Raw genomic sequence first — 19,920 nt, 5'->3', positions numbered from 1 at the left:
TCGGGTTTTTCGATGTCGATCAGTGGTGATCTTCGTGCGCAGCACTCAGATAAACCACGGTCAGCACCATGAAAATGAACGCCTGCAGCGGAATGACCAGGATGTGGAAGATAGCCCATGGCACGTTGAGACCCCACTGAACGTAGAAGGGCAGCAGCGCGATCAGGATAAACACCACTTCACCGGCATACATGTTGCCGAACAGACGCAGGGCCAGGCTCAGCGGCTTGGTCAGCAGGCCGATGATTTCCAGGAACAGGTTGAAAGGAATCAGCGCCCAGTGATTGAACGGGGTGAACGACAGTTCCTTGGTAAAGCCACCGATGCCCTTGACCTTGATGCTGTAGAAGATGATCAGCAGGAACACGCCCAGGGAGATACCGAAGGTACCGTTAGGGTCGGCGGTGGGGACGATCTTGAAGTACGGCAGGCCCATGGCATGCGCCAGGCCGGGAATGTAGTCGACCGGGATCCACTTCAGGCTGTTCATCAGGAACACCCAGATGAAGATGGTCAGGGCCAGCGGCGCAACCAACGGGTTCTTGCCGTGGAAGGTGTCCTTGACGATGCCCTGGACGAACTCGATGCACATCTCGGCCATGTTCTGCAGGCCGGTCGGCACACCGGTAACGGCTCGCTTCGCGGCGATACGGAACAGGGTGATGAAAATCAGGCCCATGAACAGGGACCAGCCCAGAGTGTCCACATGGACAGCCCAGAAGCCCATCGCTTTAACCTCTTCCGGGGTCTGGGCAATGATCCAGCCCTTATCCGGGTGAGAGCCGTAGACCAGGTTCTGCAGGTGATGCTGGATATATTCTGCTGGGGTATCAGCCATAAACGCCTCAAACGGTCCAATGCTTCAGAAAACTTTCATGAGTAGGGGGGCACAGGCTGCAGCCAGAAGGCCTAGCAGATAACCGATGAACAGCTGCATCGGTGCAAGTGGTTCAACCCCTACGAACGCCAGTGCAAACAGCACTGCCGTGATAATCCATTTACCCATTGCTCCTGCCCAGATCGACTGGACGATGGCTCGGGCCGAACGCGCGCCAAAATAACGAAAGGCCTTGAATGCAAAATACGCGTTGGCCAGCAGGGCTATCAGCCCCCCCAGCAGTGCCGAATAGGCCGCGACCCATCCACCACTGACGGCAAAAATAACTGCGATCACAGCCGTCACGATGGCCTGAAGAATCAGGATCGGAAAACCTGGCTGACGATGAAACGGGACCTTACTGGGGATGCCCATCGACTTCTCCCTGCAAGGCGCCGAATCTCGGCCCGTAGCCGACAAAATTGCGCGGGGAGTATAGGGTTCAGCCTGCGCCTGATCAACCGTGCTGTAGTAGGAGAGAAGTAGGACTACAGACTGAATTGTTTCAACGAATGTGCGCCAGTACACCCTGCAATTCATCGAGGGAGTTGTAGCGAATCACCAACTGCCCTTTGCCCTTGCTGCCGTGCTTGATCTGCACGGGCGAGCCCAGACGCTCTGCGAGCTTCTGCTCCAGGCGACTGATGTCCGGGTCTGCCTTGGCCTTGACCGGGGCTGGTTTGGCGCTGAGCCACTGGCGCACCAGGGCTTCGGTCTGACGAACGGTCAGGCCACGTGCGACAACATGTCGCGCAGCTTCAACCTGCTGTTCGAGGGGTAAACCGAGCAGTGCACGGGCATGCCCCATCTCCAGGTCGCCATGGGAAAGCAGGGTCTTGATCTCTTCCGGCAGGGCGATCAGGCGCAGCAGGTTGGTGATGGTGACGCGGGATTTGCCCACCGCATCGGCGACCTGTTGCTGGGTCAGCTCGAATTCCTGCTGCAGCCGCTGCAGGGCCACGGCTTCCTCGATCGGGTTGAGGTCTTCGCGCTGGATGTTCTCGATCAGCGCCATGGCGATGGCGGCTTCATCCGGCAGTTCACGGACCATGGCCGGAATCTTGTCCTGACCGGCCAGCTGGCTGGCACGCCAACGGCGTTCACCGGCGACGATCTCGAAGCGTCCACCACCGATGGGGCGCAGGACGATGGGCTGCATCACGCCCTGGGCACGAATGGAGGCAGCGAGCTCTTCCAGAGCGGTCTGGTCCATGTCACGGCGCGGCTGGTACTTGCCACGCTGGATCAGCTCCAGCGGCACGTATTGCAGTTCACGCGTGTCGACCTGAGCGGCCTCTTCCTGCAATGCATTGACGGTGTTGCCGCCGAGCAGTGCGTCCAGACCTCGACCCAGACCTCGTTTCTTCGCAGCCATGCGGATGTTCCTTAAGCGGTAGCGGTTTTCGCGGCGGCACGCTGACGGCGCACCAGCTCGCCGGCCAAGGCCAGGTAGGCGATGGCACCACGGGATTGTTTGTCGTAGACCAGCGCCGGCATACCGAAGCTCGGTGCTTCGGCCAGCCGTACGTTGCGCGGTATCACGACGTCATACAGCTTGTCACCGAAGTGCTGCTTGAGCTGAGCCGTGACGTCGTTGGTCAGGCTGATACGCGGGTCATACATGGTGCGCAGCAGACCTTCGATCTGCAGCTTGGGATTGAGCAGCTGGGCGATGCGCTGGATGCTGTTGACCAGATCGGACAGGCCCTCGAGCGCGTAGTACTCGCACTGCATGGGGATGATCACACCATCGGCAGCGACCAGGGCATTGATGGTCAGCATGCTCAGAGACGGTGGGCAGTCGATGAGGATGTAATCGTAGTTCTCGCGGATCGGCGCCAGGGCATAACGCAGGCGACTCTCCTTCATCTTCATTTCCAACAGGGCGACTTCGGCGGCAGTCAGATCGCGGTTGGCCGGCAGCAGTTGGTAGCCGCCGTGTTCGGAGAACTGCATAGCCTGGCTCAGGTCGCATTCGCCGATCAGTACGTCGTAGATCGAGTGCTCAAGACCGTGTTTGTCGACACCGCTGCCCATGGTCGCGTTGCCCTGCGGGTCCAGATCGATGAGCAGCACACGGCGTTTGGTCGCTACCAGAGAGGCGGCCAGGTTGATGCACGTCGTGGTTTTGCCCACGCCGCCTTTCTGATTGGCGATCGCGAATACCTTGGCCATCTTCTTTCCCCTTAGACCGAGCGACGCAGTATCAACAGATGGCGCTGGCCTTGGCAACCGGGAACCCGCAACACATGCGTGGCACTGAGACGGAAGTCGGTCGGCAGAGCTTGCAACTCGTCATCCGGGTGCACGCCTTTCATCGCCAGCCAGTGGGTGTCGACGCTGCCGAGGTGGCGCGTCCAGTTGCTGAAGTCTTCCAGGCTGCTGAACGCGCGCGAGCTGATGCCATCGAACGGCTGCTCGGGGCGATACGCTTCGACCCGGTTGTGGACAACCTCGAGGTTGGCGAGTTTCAGCTCCAGTTTCACCTGCACCAGAAAACGGGTTTTCTTGCCGTTGGAGTCGAGCAGGGTGAAACGCCGCTCGGGGAACATGATTGCCAGCGGAACACCGGGCATGCCGCCGCCGCTGCCTACGTCCAGCCAGTTATCCCCAAGCTCGGCCACGAACGGCACCACCGACAGACTGTCGAGCAGATGGCGCGAAACCATCTCGTCGGGGTCGCGCACCGCAGTGAGGTTGTAAGCCTTGTTCCACTTGATCAGCAGGCCCAGGTAGGCGAGCAGTTGTTGCTGCTGCTGCGCGCTGAGTTCGATACCAAGCTCGCGGGCACCCTGGATCAGTTCTTCGGCGTGACGATGAGTGACCGACATCAGGCGCTCTGCTCCAGCTTCTGTCCGGCGGTGCGTTTTTTCAGGTGAATCAGCAGCAGGGAAATCGCCGCCGGGGTGACCCCCGGTATCCGTGAAGCCTGGCCAAGCGTGGCTGGGCGGGTGCTGCCGAGCTTGAACTGGATTTCCTTGGACAGCCCGGAGATCGAGGCATAGTCCAGGTCATCCGGCAGTTTGGTGTCCTCACTGGCCCGCAGCTTGGCGATCTCGTCCTGCTGACGGTCGATGTAGCCGGCGTACTTGGTCTTGATCTCTACCTGCTCGGCTACCTGGTTATCCACAACCGGTGCTTCGGTCAGTTCGACCAGCGTGGCGTAATCGATCTCCGGGCGAGCCAGCAGGTTGAGCAGGTTGTATTCGTGGGCCAGCGGCGTACCGAAACGCGCGGCGATTGCATCGCCTTGCGGCGTGCCTGGGCGCACCCAGGTGCTCTTCAGGCGCTGTTCTTCCTGCAAGATACCTTCACGCTTGGCCTCGAAGGCCGCCCAACGCTCGTCGTCGATCAGACCCAGCTCGCGGCCTTTCTCGGTCAGGCGCAGGTCGGCGTTGTCCTCACGCAGAATCAGTCGGTATTCGGCACGCGAGGTGAACATGCGGTACGGCTCCTGGGTGCCCAGGGTGATCAGGTCATCGACCAGCACGCCGATGTAGGCTTCGTCACGACGCGGGCACCAGGCTTCCTTGCCCTGCGCGCGCAGCGCGGCGTTGCAGCCGGCAAGCAGGCCCTGAGCGCCGGCTTCTTCGTAGCCGGTGGTACCGTTGATCTGGCCAGCGAAGAACAGCCCGCCGATGACCTTGGTTTCCAGGCTGTACTTGAGATCACGCGGATCGAAGTAGTCGTATTCGATGGCATATCCAGGGCGCACGATGTGGGCGTTTTCCATGCCACGGATGCTGCGCACGATCTCCAGCTGCACATCGAACGGCAGTGAAGTGGAGATGCCATTGGGGTACAGCTCATGGGTGGTCAGGCCTTCCGGCTCGATGAACACCTGGTGGCTGTCCTTGTCGGCGAAGCGATGGATCTTGTCCTCGATCGACGGGCAGTAGCGCGGGCCTACACCTTCGATCACACCGGAGTACATCGGCGAGCGGTCGAGGTTGGCGGCGATGATCTCGTGAGTACGCGCGTTGGTGTGGGTGATCCAGCAACTGATCTGCTTCGGTTGATGTTCACGCTTGCCGAGGAAGGACATCAGCGGCGTAGGGGTGTCGCCCGGCTGCTCGGTCATCACCGAGAAATCCACCGAACGACCGTCGATGCGTGGCGGCGTACCGGTCTTCAGGCGACCGACGCGCAGTGGCAGTTCACGCAGTCGATGCGCCAGGGCGATGGAAGGTGGATCACCGGCACGGCCGCCAGAGTAGTTCTGCAGACCAATGTGGATAAGTCCGCCGAGGAAGGTGCCTGTGGTCAACACCACGGAATCCGCGTGGAACCTGAGGCCCATCTGGGTGACCACGCCCTTGACTTGAGCGTTTTCCACAATCAGGTCATCAGCAGCCTGTTGAAAAATCCACAGGTTGGCCTGGTTTTCCAGAATCTCGCGTACTGCGGCCTTGTACAGCACGCGGTCGGCCTGCGCGCGGGTCGCACGTACGGCTGGGCCTTTGCGGCTGTTGAGAATACGGAACTGGATACCGCCCTTGTCGGTAGCGATGGCCATGGCGCCGCCAAGGGCGTCGATTTCCTTGACCAGGTGACTCTTGCCGATTCCGCCGATGGCAGGGTTGCAGCTCATCTGGCCGAGGGTCTCGACATTGTGGGTGAGCAGCAGGGTCTTCACGCCCATGCGTGCTGCAGCCAGAGCTGCTTCGGTACCGGCATGACCGCCGCCGATCACGATCACGTCAAAACGGGAAGGGAAATCCACCACGCACCTCGTGCCTGTTGAGAAAGGGATCTTTTGTAGCGTGAAAGTCGCGTAGCGACGCCCTCCATGATGCCCTTCTCCCTGGGGGAGAAGGTGGCGCGTAGCGCCGGATGAGGGCGGGCATGCTGCGAAGGCTTCCATCGTTCGGGGGCGCTTGCGCCATGCCCGATCAGAAAGGCGGCAAGTATAGGGGCTTCAGCCTGCTGAATGAAGCCTTCTGCACAAAAAATAGCCAGCTGGTTAGCTATGTTCTTCTCTGCTTGAGCCTTTACCTGATGACCCTATCCTTATGAAAAGTGCGCTCAGGCTTATAAAGAATAGAAAAGAGAGAATTTTTATAAAGCTTGTTCTTTATGTTTATGTATAGAGAGAGCCTTTTCTGTGGATAAAGCTTTCTAAGCCATGCGGCTACTGGTGTACAGCGAATGATAAGCCTGTGTCATTCCTGCTCGGTTCCACTGAGAAAGCTGCTGAACCACTGTGGATGAAAGTGCCAGTTACCCACAGGGGTAGTTACGCCCAGCTTTGTCATAGGGTTATGGGCAGGGTTCAGGTGCGGTTTTCCACAGGGTTTATTTCACTATGAATAAATCTTCAGAGAGCCCGGAATTAGGCTGAAAACCGGGCATTGTCACAGTGCCGTGTTAGCCCTTGATAGGTCTCAAGCTTATGTAAGGAGGGCTGGGCGAGCCGACGATTACCACCAGTCTGAGACGCAGCCTGCGTCTGGCCTGCAGTTCGTAGCCCGGATGAAATCCGGGAAGGCAGCAAGAGCAGGACTGATGACGCGACCTATGCTCTTTTCGCGGATAAATCCGCTCCTGCAGGCTAGCTGTGGATAAGAGGATGGTGAATGCAGAGCGCCTGAGTATGTGGCTTCACTTACCGATGCAGAAGCTGGAGAAGATGCGCCCCAGCAGGTCGTCGCTACTGAAGGCGCCAGTGATCTCACCCAGCGCTTGTTGGGCCATGCGTAGATCCTCGGCCAGCAGTTCACCTGCGCCCATCAGGGTGAGCTGGTTGCGGCCGTGCTCGAGGTGCTGCTCGGCCTGATGCAGTGCTTCGAGATGGCGGCGTCGCGCGCTGAAGCCGCTCTCTGCGGTCTGTTGATAACCCATGCAGGCTTTCAGGTGTTCGCGCAGCAGTTCCAGGCCGTCTGCGGATTTGGCCGACAGGCTGAGGGTGACGTGGCCATCGGCGCTGGTTTGCAGTGTGACTGTCTCACCAGAGAGATCGGCCTTGTTACGGATCAGGGTGACGTGTGCCGGATCCGGGCGCTGTTCCAGAAACTCAGGCCACAGGGCGAAAGGATCAGCCGCTTCCGGCGCTGTGGAGTCCACCACCAGTAGCACGCGATCAGCCTCGCTAATGGCCTTCAGCGCGCGTTCCACGCCGATGCGCTCGACCTGGTCGTCAGTGTCACGCAGGCCGGCGGTGTCGACCACATGCAGGGGCATGCCGTCGATGTGGATATGTTCGCGCAGCACGTCGCGGGTGGTGCCGGCAATATCGGTGACGATGGCGGCTTCACGCCCGGCCAGAGCATTGAGCAGGCTGGATTTGCCGGCATTGGGCCGGCCGGCGATGACCACGGTCATGCCGTCGCGCAGCAAGGCGCCCTGGCCGGCTTCGCGCAGCACTGTGGATAAGTTTGCACGCACGCTGTCGAGCTGGCTTAGTACATGGCCATCGGCGAGAAAGTCGATCTCCTCCTCGGGGAAGTCGATGGCGGCTTCGACGTAGATGCGTAGCTGGATCAAAGACTCGGTCAGTGCATGCACCCGTTTGGAGAACTCGCCCTGCAGCGAACGCAGCGCATTGCGCGCAGCCTGCTCGGAGCTGGCCTCGATCAGATCGGCGATGGCCTCGGCTTGAGCCAGGTCGAGCTTGTCGTTGAGGAAGGCGCGCTCGCTGAACTCACCCGGGCGTGCCAGGCGTGCACCCAATGCCATGCAGCGGCGTAGCAGCAGATCGAGCACCACCGGGCCACCATGGCCCTGAAGTTCCAGTACGTCCTCACCCGTGAAGGAATTGGGACCGGGAAAGTAGATGGCCAGACCTTCGTCCAGCGTCATCTCGCTCTCGCCATAAAACGGCCCGTGATGAGCGAAGCGTGGCTTCAACTCGCGCCTGCAGATGGCCTGGGCCAATTGACCCGCAAGAGGACCAGATACCCGCACGATACCCACACCACCCCGACCTTGGGCGGTGGCGACGGCGGCGATGGTATCTCGGGCGTGGTTCATGGCGGTTTACTCGATGCGTACGACTGAATATAGGAGCGAGGGGAAGCCTGGTTCTCTGCTCGCAAAGCCTGTGGATACAGAGATTCGCGAGCAGAGCTCGCTCCTACGACAAATGCCTGGATAGCAAAACGCCCCAATCATGGGGCGTTTGCTTGATGCTTGGAAGCCTTGGCGAATCAGGCGTTGGCCGGTTTCGCTGCCGCTTCGATCTTGCGCGTAATGTACCACTGCTGGGCGATGGACAGGCAGTTGTTGACTACCCAGTACAGCACCAGACCTGCAGGGAACCACAGGAAGAAGAAGGTGAAGATGATCGGCATCAGCTTCAGCACGCGGGCCTGCATGGGGTCCGGCGGCGTCGGGTTGAGCTGCTGCTGGATGAACATGGTCGCGCCCATGATGATCGGCAGGATGAAGAACGGATCCTTGATCGACAGGTCGGTGATCCACAGCAGCCAGGGCGCCTGACGCATCTCGACTGATTCCAGCAGCACCCAGTACAGGGCGAGGAAGACCGGCATCTGCACCAGGATCGGCAGGCAGCCGCCCAGCGGGTTGATCTTCTCTTTCTTGTACAGCTCCATCATCGCCTGGGACATCTTCTGGCGATCGTCACCGTGCTGCTCTTTCAGCGCCTGCAGTTTCGGTGATACGGCACGCATGCGCGCCATCGAGCGGTAACTGGCGGCAGACAGCGGGAAGAAGATCAGCTTGATGATGATGGTCAGGAAGATGATCGACCAGCCCCAGTTGCCGAGCACACCATGGATCACTTGCAGCAGCCAGAAGATCGGCTGCGCGAGGAACCACAGGAAGCCGTAGTCGACGGTCAGCTCCAGGCCCGGAGACAGGGTGCCCAGGTGCTCCTGCAGCTTGGGACCTGCGTAGAGGATCGCGCCAGTTTCGCCCTGAGCGCCGGCCGCGACCTGTATGGACGGGCCAGTGAAGCCGACGATGTAGTTCCCCTGGCTGTCCTTGCGAGTCTGTACCAGATTGGTGCTGTCCTTGTTCGGCACCCAGGCGGTGACGAAGTAGTGCTGCAGCCAGGCGACCCAGCCACCCTGCACGGTTTCCTTGAAGGACTGCTTGTCGATGTCCTTCATCGACACCTTCTTGTACGGCTCTTCGGTGGTCCACAGTGCGGCGCCGAGGTAGGTGGCGGTGCCGGTAGCGGTGGTCGAGGACGGGTCGCCGCTGTTATCGCGTTTGAGCTGGGCGAACAGGTTGCCGCTCCAGGCTTGCTCGCTCTGGTTGTCGATCAGATAACGCACGTCGACCTGATAGGCGGACGGATCGATGCAGCCAGGCTTCTTCAGTTGTTGCTCACGCGCCGAGCATTGCGGATTGAGGCCGCGCTTGAAGCTGTAGCGCTTGATGTAGTTGACGCCGTTCTCGCTGAACGTGAGATCGACCACCAGGCTGTCCTGGCCTTCGGCCAGTTCGTAGCTCTGCTTCTCGCTGCTCCACAGGGAACGACCGCTGGATTTGTCCGGGGCGTTCTGGCCAATCAGGCCGCTCTGCGCCAGGTAGGTACGCTCGTTGCCGTTGTCGAATAGCTGGAACGGCACGTCCGGGCGATCCTGACGACGCGGGTACTGCGGTAGACGCAGTTGCACGACATCACCACCACGCGGGTCGATGGCCAGGTCCAGCACATCGGTCTTGACGCGAATCAGCTCGTCACTGGCAGCAGCGGTAGGCGCAACGGCAGCTGCAGTCGGCTCGGCCACGGCAGTTGGGATGTCGTCGCCGCCGGCGCTGGCAGTTGCAGCAGGTGTGTCGGGCAGGGCAGGCGTCGCAGCGGTCGAGGTACTAACCTCGGCTGGCAGGGCAGCCTGGCCATAGTCCTCGTTCCATTGCAGGACCATGAGGTAGGACACGACTGCCAGGGCGACGATCAGGATCGAACGTTGGATATCCATGATTATTCGGCCATCGAAGGGGAACGGGATGTTTTAACGGGTGGAACCGGATCGAAACCGCCGGCATTCCAGGGGTGGCAGCGACCAAGACGGCGTGCTGCCAGCCAGCCACCACGCAGGAAGCCATGTTGCTCGATGGCTTCGTAGGCATAGCAGGAGCAGCTGGGATAGAAGCGACAATGACTGGCCATCAGCGGACTGATGGCGTAGCGATAAACCTGTATACAGGCTAGAGCCGCTTTACGCATGGGGATTGTCGCTTGTCCCGGGGGATAAGTCTGCGTCGCGACTGGGCCGGCTTCGGGCCAAGCGTTTCCAGAGTTTGCCGAACTGCTGAGCGAGCTCGCCATTCTCCAGATCACCTAGCCCTTTGCGGGCGACCACCACGATGTCCCAGCCTGTCAGGTTGTCCTGATTGAGGCGAAAGGACTCGCGGATTTGACGCTTGATGCGGTTGCGCTCGACGGCGAGCTTGACGCTCTTTTTGCCGATCACCAAACCTAGGCGGGGATGATCAAGCTGGTTATCGCGCGCTAGCAACAGGACACTTTTGCCCGGAGCTTTACCGCTTGGGGAGTCGAAGACTGCCTTGAATTGCCGGGGAGTCAGCAGTCGCTTTTCCCGGCCGAAGCCTCGACTCACCACCTGTCTGGATTAATTAGACAGCAAGACGCTTGCGGCCCTTGGCGCGACGACGCGACAGGACGGCACGGCCGTTCTTGGTGGCCATACGGGCACGGAAACCGTGGGTGCGAGCGCGCTTGATGGTGCTGGGTTGGAAAGTGCGTTTCATGGTGCGTTACCTGGGTGATCGACTAGGGTCGGTATGACCCCGGTTTTAAGAGACCGGCAATTCTAGAGAAAGCCGCGCGGTAGGTCAATTTCCAACCAGCCTTATTCACCAGATAGAAATAGAAAGAAGGAAAAGGGTTTAAAGCTCTTTTTCTATGTTTATGTTGAATGGTGCTGCCAATGTCTGTGGACAACCATCTGATGGCAGCGTTCTGCTTGCTCATCCGGCGATGATAAGTCTGTCCAAAAGGCGTGGTTCGTCTGTGCGTGTCCTGCATATAGCCTGAGGATAGAAAGCCGGGTTACCCACAGCGTGGTTATCCGACCGTTCATCCCCAGGGTTTTGCAGAAGCTTATCGGGTGCTTATCCACAAGGCTTATGGGGTGGCTGATAAGCCTGATGAATGGAACTAAGGCTTTGATTTTACTTGGCCATCTACCCTCTGCTATGTGGATAACTCGGTCGTTGGCCGTTACAATGGCTGCTGTTTTTTGCATCGCCGCCTGGATAGGGGATAGTCAGTGTCAGTGGAACTATGGCAGCAATGCGTCGAGCTTTTGCGCGACGAGTTGCCGGCCCAGCAATTCAACACCTGGATCCGTCCTCTGCAGGTCGAAGCCGAAGGCGACGAGCTGCGCGTGTATGCGCCGAATCGTTTCGTACTCGACTGGGTCAACGAGAAATACCTGAGCCGTTTGCTTGAGTTGCTCGGTGAGCGTGCCGGCGGTCTGGTACCTGCGCTTTCCTTATTAATAGGCAGCAAACGCGCAGCCACTGCCCGTGTTGCGCCAACGGCCCCGTTGCCTGCTGCTGCACGTGCCGCTCAGGTGCAGGCAGCAGCAGCCGTCAGCAAGCCAGTGCCGCCGCCGGCGCAGCAAGAGCCGTCGCGTGCCAGCTTCGACTCCATGGCAGGCTCAGCGCCGCAACCGCCGACTCCAGCCGTTGCGCCACGCACCGAACGTACCGTACAGGTCGAAGGTGGCCTGAAGCACACCAGCTACCTCAATCGTACTTTCACCTTCGATAACTTCGTCGAGGGCAAGTCGAACCAGTTGGCGCGCGCTGCCGCCTGGCAGGTAGCGGACAACCCCAAGCACGGTTACAACCCGCTGTTCCTTTATGGCGGCGTCGGCCTGGGCAAGACTCACCTGATGCATGCCGTGGGTAACCACCTGCTGGCGAAGAACCCTAACGCCAAGGTGGTTTACCTGCACTCCGAGCGATTCGTCGCCGACATGGTCAAGGCGTTGCAGCTCAACGCCATCAACGAATTCAAGCGCTTCTACCGTTCGGTCGATGCGCTGCTGATCGATGACATCCAGTTCTTCGCCAAGAAGGAGCGCTCCCAGGAGGAGTTCTTCCACACCTTCAACGCGCTGCTCGAAGGGGGGCAGCAGGTGATCCTCACCAGCGACCGCTACCCGAAAGAGATCGAAGGTCTGGAAGAGCGCTTGAAGTCGCGCTTCGGCTGGGGCCTGACCGTGGCGGTCGAACCGCCCGAACTGGAAACTCGCGTGGCAATCCTGATGAAGAAGGCCGACCAGGCCAAGGTCGATCTGCCGCACGATGCCGCGTTCTTCATTGCCCAGCGTATTCGCTCCAACGTGCGTGAGCTGGAAGGCGCGCTGAAACGCGTGATCGCTCACTCGCACTTCATGGGCCGAGACATCACCATCGAACTGATCCGCGAATCGCTCAAGGATCTGCTGGCCCTGCAGGACAAGCTGGTCAGCATCGACAATATTCAGCGCACCACCGCCGAGTACTACAAGATCAAGATCACCGATCTGCTTTCCAAGCGTCGGTCGCGCTCGATCGCCCGGCCGCGTCAGGTGGCCATGGCATTGTCGAAGGAATTGACCAATCACAGCCTGCCGGAAATCGGTGTGGCCTTCGGCGGTCGCGATCACACCACGGTGTTGCACGCATGTCGTAAGATTGCTGAACTTAGGGGATCCGACGCGGACATCCGCGAGGACTACAAGAACCTGCTGCGCACCCTGACTACCTGAACCAGTTAAAGTCTGCTGCGCGTCGGCTCTGCTGCGTTGAAAACAGGCTCGGAATGCTCATGTACAAAAGTACACTCCGCTTCCTCCCCTGTTTTCGCCTTGCATGGCTCTAGCTCGCGAGACTTTTTACAGGTTCTAATTACGCATATCCACGAGGCAAGGGACTAGACCATGCATTTCACTATTCAACGCGAAGCCCTGTTGAAACCCCTGCAACTGGTCGCCGGTGTCGTGGAACGACGCCAGACGCTGCCGGTATTGTCCAACGTGCTGCTGGTGGTCGAAGGCCAGCAGCTGTCGCTTACCGGCACCGACCTCGAGGTCGAACTGGTTGGTCGCGTCACACTCGAAGATGCCGCCGAACCGGGTGAGATCACCGTGCCGGCGCGCAAGCTGATGGACATCTGCAAGAGCTTGCCGAGCGACGCGCTGATCGACATTCGTGTCGATGATCAGAAGTTGCTGGTCAAGGCCGGGCGCAGTCGTTTCACTCTGTCGACTCTGCCGGCCAACGACTTCCCCACCGTCGAGGAAGGTCCGGGGTCGCTGACCTTCAACCTGCCGCAAGCCAAGCTGCGTCGTCTGATCGAACGCACCAGCTTCGCCATGGCTCAGCAGGATGTGCGCTACTACCTCAACGGCATGCTCCTGGAAGTGCAGAGTGGCCTGCTGCGTGCGGTCGCCACCGACGGTCACCGTCTGGCCATGTGCTCGATGGAAGCGATCATCCAGCAGGAAGGCAAGCACCAGGTCATCGTGCCGCGCAAGGGTATTCTCGAACTGGCTCGTCTGCTCACCGAGCAGGACGCCGAAGTTGCCATCGTTCTCGGTCAGCACCACATCCGTGCCAACACCGGCGAGTTCACCTTCACCTCGAAACTGGTGGACGGCAAGTTCCCGGATTACGAGCGCGTGCTGCCGCGTGGTGGTGACAAGCTGGTGCTGGCGGATCGTCAGGGCCTGCGTGAAGCGTTCAGCCGCACCGCGATTCTGTCCAACGAGAAGTACCGTGGTATTCGCCTGACCCTGGCGTCTGGTCTGCTGAAGATTCAGGCCAACAACCCGGAGCAGGAAGAAGCCGAGGAAGAGATCGTTGTCGACTATGCTGGCAGCGGCCTGGAGATTGGTTTCAACGTCAGCTATCTGCTGGATGTGCTGGGCGTGATGGGCACCGAGCAGGTGCGCCTGATTCTCTCCGACTCCAACAGCAGTGCCCTGCTGCAGGAAGCCGACAACGACGATTCTGCCTACGTTGTCATGCCGATGCGTCTTTAATGTCCCTAAGCCGTATCACGGTCACCGCGGTGCGCAATCTGCACCCGGTGACCCTCTCCCCCTCCTCCCGCATCAACATCCTCCACGGCGCCAACGGCAGCGGCAAAACCAGCGTGCTCGAGGCTATCCATCTGCTTGGTCTCGCCCGCTCCTTCCGCAGCACACGCCTACAACCGGTCATCCATTACGAGCAGCCCGCCTGCACCATTTTCGGTCAGGTGCAGTTGGCCGAAGGTGGTTCCAGCAATCTGGGTATATCGCGCGATCGTCAGGGTGAGCTGCAGATTCGTATCGATGGGCAGAACGCCCGGAGTGCTGCGCAGCTAGCCGATCTGTTGCCCCTGCAACTGATCAATCCGGACAGCTTCCGGCTGCTGGAAGGTGCACCGAAGATTCGCCGACAGTTTCTCGATTGGGGCGTGTTCCACGTGGAACATCGTTTTCTAGGCGCCTGGCAACGTCTGCAGAAAGCCCTGCGGCAGCGGAACTCATGGCTGCGCCATGGTACACTTGACGGTGCTTCGCAGGCCGCATGGGACCGTGAACTGTGCAGTGCTAGCGAGGAAATCGACACCTACCGACGGGCCTACATACAGGCGTTGAAACCGGTGTTCGAACGGACCCTGGCCGAGCTGCTGGAGTTGGAAGGGCTTACCCTCAGTTACTACCGTGGGTGGGACAAGGATCGGGACCTGAGCGAAGTGCTCGCTACATCCCTCCTCCGCGATCAGCAACTTGGGCATACCCAGTCCGGGCCGCAGCGCGCCGATTTGCGCCTACGACTTGCGGGGCACAACGCGGCAGAGATTCTGTCGCGAGGACAACAGAAATTGGTGGTGTGCGCATTGCGCATCGCCCAAGGCCACTTGGTTAACGAAGCCAAGCGTGGTCAGTGTATCTATCTGGTGGACGACCTACCGTCGGAGCTGGATGAGCAGCATCGCCAGGCATTGTGCCGGTTGCTGGAAGATTTGCGCTGCCAGGTGTTCATCACCTGTGTGGATCATGAATTGTTGAGGGAAGGCTGGCAGACGGATACGCCGGTTGCCATGTTCCACGTGGAACATGGCCGTATCACCCAGACCCAAGACCATCGGGAGTGAAGGCATGAGCGAGAACCAAACGTACGACTCCTCCAGCATCAAGGTGCTGAAAGGACTGGACGCCGTACGCAAACGTCCCGGGATGTACATCGGTGACACTGACGATGGTAGTGGTCTGCACCACATGGTGTTCGAGGTGGTCGACAACTCGATCGACGAAGCGCTGGCAGGCTATTGCAGCGAAATCACCATCACCATCCACCCGGATGAGTCGATCAGCGTGCGTGACAATGGCCGTGGTATTCCGGTCGATATGCACAAGGAAGAAGGTGTTTCGGCGGCCGAGGTCATCATGACCGTGCTGCACGCTGGCGGAAAGTTCGACGACAACAGCTACAAGGTATCCGGCGGCCTGCACGGCGTGGGTGTCTCGGTGGTGAACGCCCTCTCCAAGGAGCTGGTGCTGACCATCCGCCGTAGCGGCAAGATCTGGGAACAGACCTACGTCCACGGTGTGCCGCAAGCGCCTCTGGCCGCTGTGGGCGACACCGACGGTACCGGCACGCAGATCCACTTCAAACCGTCTGAAGAGACCTTCGCCAATATCCATTTCAGCTGGGACATCTTGGCCAAGCGCCTGCGCGAATTGTCCTTCCTCAACTCTGGTGTGGGCATCATGCTGCGCGACGAGCGCACCGGCAAGGAAGAGCTGTTCAAGTACGAGGGTGGCCTGAAAGCCTTCGTCGAATACCTGAACACCAACAAGACGGTGGTCAACCAGGTATTCCATTTCAACATCCAGCGCGAAGAAGACGGCGTTGGTGTCGAAGTGGCACTGCAGTGGAACGACAGCTTCAACGAGAACCTGCTCTGCTTCACCAACAACATTCCGCAGCGAGACGGTGGCACGCACCTGGCTGGTTTCCGTTCCGCCCTCACCCGCCACCTGAACAACTACATCGAGTCCGAAGGCCTGGCGAAGAAGTTCAAGGTCGCCACCACCGGTGACGATGCCCGCGAAGGCTTGACTGCGATCATCTCGGTCAAGGTGCCGGATCCGAAGTTCAGCTCGCAGACCAAGGACAAACTGGTATCGAGCGAGGTAAAAACCGCGGTCGAACAGGAAATGGGCAAGTATTTCTCCGACTTCCTGTTGGAGAACCCCAACGAAGCCAAGGCCGTGGTCGGCAAGATGATCGATGCTGCTCGTGCCCGTGAAGCGGCCCGTAAAGCGCGTGAGATGACTCGCCGCAAAGGCGCGCTGGACATCGCCGGCCTCCCCGGCAAGTTGGCCGACTGCCAGGAGAAAGACCCGGCGCTGTCCGAACTCTACATCGTGGAGGGTGACTCCGCGGGCGGTTCTGCCAAGCAGGGCCGTAACCGCAAGACCCAGGCTATCCTGCCGCTCAAGGGCAAGATCCTCAACGTCGAACGCGCGCGCTTCGACCGCATGATTTCCTCTCAGGAAGTAGGCACGCTGATCACCGCGCTCGGCTGCGGTATCGGTCGTGATGAATACAACATCGACAAGCTGCGCTACCACAACATCATCATCATGACCGATGCTGACGTCGACGGTTCGCACATCCGTACCCTGCTGCTGACCTTCTTCTTCCGCCAGCTGCCGGAGCTGGTCGAGCGTGGCTACATCTATATCGCTCAGCCGCCGCTGTACAAGGTGAAGAAAGGCAAACAGGAGCAGTACATCAAGGACGACGAGGCCATGGATGAATACATGACCCAGTCGGCCCTGGAAGACGCCAGCCTGCACGTCAACGAGAACGCCCCAGGTCTTTCTGGCAGCGCGTTGGAGAAGCTGGTCGGCGAATACCGTGGCGTAATGAAGACCCTGGACCGCCTGTCGCGTGTTTATCCCAAGGACATCACCGAACACTTCGTCTACCTGCCCCGTATTTCGGTGGAGCAGCTCGCTGACCAGGCCTTCATGCAGAACTGGCTGGAAGGCTTTGCGGCACGTCTGAAGACTACCGAGAAGTCTGGCCAGACCTACAGTGCCAGTCTTCGCGAAGATCGTGAACGCCACCTGTGGCTGCCGGAAGTGGAAGTGAAATCTCACGGGCTTTCCAGCTACACCACCTTCAACCGCGACTTCTTCGCCAGCAACGATTACAAAACGGTCACCACCCTGGGTGATCAGCTGAACAACCTGCTGGAAGACGGCGCCTACGTGCAGCGTGGCGAGCGCAAGAAGCCGGTCAGCACCTTCAAGGAAGCGCTGGACTGGCTGATGACCGAGAGCACCAAGCGTCACAGCATCCAGCGATACAAAGGTCTCGGCGAGATGAACCCGGATCAGCTGTGGGAAACCACCATGGACCCGGAAGTGCGTCGCATGCTCAAGGTGACCATCGAAGACGCCATCGCCGCCGACCAGATCTTCAACACCCTGATGGGCGATGCCGTGGAGCCGCGCCGCGACTTCATCGAGTCCAATGCCCTGGCGGTGTCGAACCTGGACTTCTGATGGCTACTCTGTTGCCAAGTCAGTCATGCTAGTGGGCGTGAAATGAAAAGCCCCTGTCGATGCGAATCGACAGGGGCTTTTCATTTTTAACGGGTGGTCGGACTCGGTAGCCAGGCTATGGTTAGCTACTCGCCTGCATCCAGATTGAGTTAGCGTTGGCGAGCCTTCCTGTAGCGCTCACGCCACGCCGCGCGCTGACCGCGTACTTCCACCATGGCTGTCAGCATGGTGCGGTAGCGCTTGCTGTTGAGCGTCAGCAGGGTAGCCAACGGCAGCAGCAGACCGATGGAATACAGCAGGTCGGGTGCGCGTCTGCCCCAGTGACCGATAACCACGAGGATGCAAGCCGCCATAGCTGCGACGATCAGCCATACCGCCCAGGGGCGGCCGCGAATCACCAGAAGGTTGGCCGCGCACAGGTACAAGGACATCCCGCAACTGCCCAGCATCATGTAGATGCCATAGTCATCCAGGCTGGGTGGATAGACTTCCAGCAGCAGAATCTGACTGACCGCCAGGGAAAACAGCGCCAGAAAGAACGCAGCGATGAAGACCGGGAAGTGCCGACGCAGTATCGAGAGAAAATCGAGTCCTTGCTTCACTCCAGCTCCTCGTAAAGACCGATGGCGTAAGTCTGTACCATGCTGCTACCGAGCAAGCCGATCCCGGCACCCAGCGCATCTCTGATATTGATAGCCAATGTCGATGAGATTTCACTGGTACTGAAGCGTTTCGGAAGCTCACCGCTGCTCTGCAACGCTTTACGGAGGGCGGGAGTAAGCGCCGGATTGCGGTTCTCCAGGATCTCGTTGGTCAACCGTCGCCGTTCCTGACGGCTCAAGCCATTCAGGCTTTGATACCAGCTTCGTCCGGTCATGGCCCTGCGCATGTTCATCACGCGCAAAACCGTTGCTCCGGCCCCGGCTACACCGCCCAGAGAAATGATATCCAGTGCTCTGGACACGTCCTGATACCACTGCTGGCTGTCCAGCCTATCGAGTGCTTCCGGGTTGTTCACTTCGGTATAGACTCGCGCAGCACCTGCCATACACTGCACGGAGCTTGCCGATGCGGCCGCCACGCCCAGTGTCGTGATCACCAGACTCGCCCCTCCGGTGAACGGCACGATGGCCGTGCCGCCGATGATCGCGATCCAGCCCAGCACCGCGCCGGCACAGGCCAGGCTGGTGTTGACGCTCTCGGCCACCAGCCGCGATTCGCGCGGGTTGGATTGCACCTGTTGAACGAACTGCTGCGGCGAGACATTGCGCTGGGCTTCACGAATGATGATGCGCTTGGGCCTGATGCTGCAGATCGGGGTGAACTCGCGCAGGGTCACCACGTTGAAATTGGCATCGATGTACACCACCCCAGCACCGGAGATGGCGGGGTCGGCATCGATGGCTGTGTAGAGTTTGCGCAGGTCGATCATGGCTTCGATGCGCTGTCGTGCCATGACCTGTGATGGGGTGTTTCTCAACCCGATCAGGTAGTCGGACATTTGCCCTCCTTGGTAGAAACTCCGATAGCCGCTGCTCCGTCCGGAAAGGGCGGACCAGCGGCGCGTCCGGTCAGTCAATCATCCGCAAGGACTCAGACGTTCGGGCAGGGAATCGGTGCCCAATCGCCCATATCCGGGTTGCTGCACATGCTGTTGACCTGGTTGCTACCGGCTACAGCCACCTGCTGGCTCTTGCTCTGCTTGGCTTCGGCCTGCTGCAGAACGCGCTCGGTATTGACTGCTTCGGTAGGCACCTTGGTCTGCTTGACCGGCTTGTTGGCAGGTGCCTTGGCGACCGTGGTCACTTCGGCGCGCTCGACGCCAACGTTCTTCAGGTCAGCCTCGTAAGCCTGGGTGTAGTTGCTCAGGTTCTCACCCGCCTTGCCGTTGACGGCGGTGATCAGGTCGTTGGACTCGTTCAGGCCGGCAATGATTTCGGCCAGACGCTTGCGCCCTTCTACATCGTTGATCGCGCCGGACTTACGCTGCTCCAGCAGGCTGGTGAACTCTTTCTGATAGCAGCTCTGCGAGGCTTCGGCGTAGGCGATGCTGCGGTCGAAGGTGCTGGCACTGGCATTGATGTCGGTGGAGTAGGAGCCAATGCGCTGGCGGTCATCGCTGATCTGCTGTTGCTTGGAGGTGTAATAGGCCGCTGCGCCACCGATCAGGGCTCCGCCGGCGGCGCCGATGGCAGCGTTGCGCGAGCGATCTTCCTTGTCGGCAGTCAACGCGCCAGTCAAGGCGCCGCCGACTGCACCCAGCACGGCGCCGGTAGCGATCGAGCGAGTCATGTTGGAGTCGGTATCGCGCAGGTGCTGAACGGGTTGGTAGCAGCTTGGGTAATAGGTGACCTCGGTGGTTTTACCGACACGGTTGACGGCGGAGGTGGAGCAGCCGCTGACCAGTACGGTCATCGAGGCAAAACCGATAGCGGCGAGTGTCATGACGCGGCTACGAGGTTGCGAGGTGAGGTTCGTTGTGGATGGACGCATAGCTAGGCTCTCTCTGCTTGTGGTTGATTGATGTTTGGCGGCAATGGCTGG

At 59.7% G+C, this 19,920-nt stretch carries 18 protein-coding genes; 4 read left to right on the top strand and 14 right to left on the bottom strand.

Annotation, left to right across the window (positions count from 1 at the left end):
- Positions 1–19 precede the first annotated feature (19 nt).
- The 11 genes from atpB to rpmH all read right to left on the bottom strand — a co-directional run bounded on the left by atpB (position 20) and on the right by rpmH (position 10,561).
- Positions 20–838 carry a F0F1 ATP synthase subunit A gene (gene atpB, locus INS93_RS17185; RefSeq protein WP_192984196.1) on the bottom strand — a complete coding sequence of 273 codons (819 nt, stop codon included), beginning with the start codon at positions 836–838 and terminating at the stop codon, positions 20–22.
- A gap of 24 nt (positions 839–862) precedes the next feature.
- The gene (locus INS93_RS17180) at positions 863–1,252 is read right to left on the bottom strand and encodes a F0F1 ATP synthase subunit I (RefSeq protein ID WP_045733559.1); all 390 of its coding nucleotides are present in this window, start codon (positions 1,250–1,252) and stop codon (positions 863–865) included.
- Positions 1,253–1,382: 130 nt separating this feature from the next.
- A complete protein-coding gene (locus tag INS93_RS17175; protein ID WP_160018695.1) occupies positions 1,383–2,252 on the bottom strand; it encodes a ParB/RepB/Spo0J family partition protein in 870 nt (289 codons plus the stop codon).
- Between the two features lie 11 nt (positions 2,253–2,263).
- The gene (locus INS93_RS17170; protein ID WP_074677179.1) at positions 2,264–3,052 is read right to left on the bottom strand and encodes a ParA family protein; all 789 of its coding nucleotides are present in this window, start codon (positions 3,050–3,052) and stop codon (positions 2,264–2,266) included.
- An 11-nt stretch (positions 3,053–3,063) separates the two neighbouring features.
- Positions 3,064–3,708 (bottom strand): 16S rRNA (guanine(527)-N(7))-methyltransferase RsmG, encoded by a 645-nt coding sequence (rsmG, locus tag INS93_RS17165; RefSeq protein ID WP_420707322.1) that lies wholly within the window; start codon positions 3,706–3,708, stop codon positions 3,064–3,066.
- Positions 3,708–5,600 (bottom strand): tRNA uridine-5-carboxymethylaminomethyl(34) synthesis enzyme MnmG, encoded by a 1,893-nt coding sequence (mnmG, locus tag INS93_RS17160; RefSeq protein ID WP_192984194.1) that lies wholly within the window; start codon positions 5,598–5,600, stop codon positions 3,708–3,710. The genes rsmG and mnmG overlap by 1 nt, the downstream gene beginning before the upstream one ends.
- 878 nt (positions 5,601–6,478) lie before the next feature.
- Entirely contained in the window at positions 6,479–7,846 is a 1,368-nt protein-coding gene (mnmE, locus tag INS93_RS17155; protein ID WP_192984192.1) for a tRNA uridine-5-carboxymethylaminomethyl(34) synthesis GTPase MnmE, read from the bottom strand.
- A gap of 176 nt (positions 7,847–8,022) precedes the next feature.
- Positions 8,023–9,768 (bottom strand): membrane protein insertase YidC, encoded by a 1,746-nt coding sequence (gene yidC / locus INS93_RS17150; RefSeq protein WP_104729444.1) that lies wholly within the window; start codon positions 9,766–9,768, stop codon positions 8,023–8,025.
- A 2-nt stretch (positions 9,769–9,770) separates the two neighbouring features.
- Positions 9,771–10,016 carry a membrane protein insertion efficiency factor YidD gene (yidD, locus tag INS93_RS17145; RefSeq protein ID WP_013717990.1) on the bottom strand — a complete coding sequence of 82 codons (246 nt, stop codon included), beginning with the start codon at positions 10,014–10,016 and terminating at the stop codon, positions 9,771–9,773.
- Positions 10,009–10,413 (bottom strand): ribonuclease P protein component, encoded by a 405-nt coding sequence (gene rnpA / locus INS93_RS17140; RefSeq protein WP_036994791.1) that lies wholly within the window; start codon positions 10,411–10,413, stop codon positions 10,009–10,011. Before rnpA ends, yidD begins: the two co-directional genes overlap by 8 nt.
- 13 nt (positions 10,414–10,426) lie before the next feature.
- Positions 10,427–10,561 carry a 50S ribosomal protein L34 gene (gene rpmH / locus INS93_RS17135; RefSeq protein WP_002551315.1) on the bottom strand — a complete coding sequence of 45 codons (135 nt, stop codon included), beginning with the start codon at positions 10,559–10,561 and terminating at the stop codon, positions 10,427–10,429.
- Between the two features lie 521 nt (positions 10,562–11,082).
- Between rpmH and dnaA the strand changes: the two genes are divergently transcribed.
- From dnaA to gyrB, 4 genes are all read left to right on the top strand, one after another.
- Entirely contained in the window at positions 11,083–12,573 is a 1,491-nt protein-coding gene (gene dnaA, locus INS93_RS17130; protein ID WP_160018691.1) for a chromosomal replication initiator protein DnaA, read from the top strand.
- A 171-nt stretch (positions 12,574–12,744) separates the two neighbouring features.
- Positions 12,745–13,848, top strand: coding sequence for a DNA polymerase III subunit beta (dnaN, locus tag INS93_RS17125; RefSeq protein ID WP_160018690.1), 1,104 nt, complete (start codon positions 12,745–12,747; stop codon positions 13,846–13,848).
- Positions 13,848–14,951, top strand: a complete 1,104-nt coding sequence (recF, locus tag INS93_RS17120; RefSeq protein WP_192984190.1) for a DNA replication/repair protein RecF — start codon at positions 13,848–13,850, stop codon at positions 14,949–14,951. Before dnaN ends, recF begins: the two co-directional genes overlap by 1 nt.
- Positions 14,952–14,955: 4 nt before the next feature.
- Positions 14,956–17,376 carry a DNA topoisomerase (ATP-hydrolyzing) subunit B gene (gene gyrB / locus INS93_RS17115; protein ID WP_192984188.1) on the top strand — a complete coding sequence of 807 codons (2,421 nt, stop codon included), beginning with the start codon at positions 14,956–14,958 and terminating at the stop codon, positions 17,374–17,376.
- 149 nt (positions 17,377–17,525) lie between these two features.
- Here gyrB and INS93_RS17110 read toward each other — a convergent pair whose 3' ends face one another.
- The 3 genes from INS93_RS17110 to tagQ form a co-directional block, all read right to left on the bottom strand.
- A complete protein-coding gene (locus tag INS93_RS17110) occupies positions 17,526–17,978 on the bottom strand; it encodes a hypothetical protein (protein ID WP_192984185.1) in 453 nt (150 codons plus the stop codon).
- Positions 17,975–18,877, bottom strand: coding sequence for an NAD synthetase (locus tag INS93_RS17105; RefSeq protein WP_192984183.1), 903 nt, complete (start codon positions 18,875–18,877; stop codon positions 17,975–17,977). Before INS93_RS17105 ends, INS93_RS17110 begins: the two co-directional genes overlap by 4 nt.
- A 92-nt stretch (positions 18,878–18,969) precedes the next feature.
- Positions 18,970–19,869, bottom strand: a complete 900-nt coding sequence (gene tagQ / locus INS93_RS17100) for a type VI secretion system-associated lipoprotein TagQ (protein WP_192984181.1) — start codon at positions 19,867–19,869, stop codon at positions 18,970–18,972.
- Positions 19,870–19,920 lie beyond the last annotated feature (51 nt).

This window comes from Pseudomonas sp. EggHat1 (genome assembly GCF_014892995.1).
GTDB lineage: Bacteria > Pseudomonadota > Gammaproteobacteria > Pseudomonadales > Pseudomonadaceae > Aquipseudomonas > Aquipseudomonas chaetocerotis.
The sequence above is the reverse complement of the archived record's forward strand: the minus strand, read 5'-3'. Positions and strand labels throughout refer to the sequence as shown.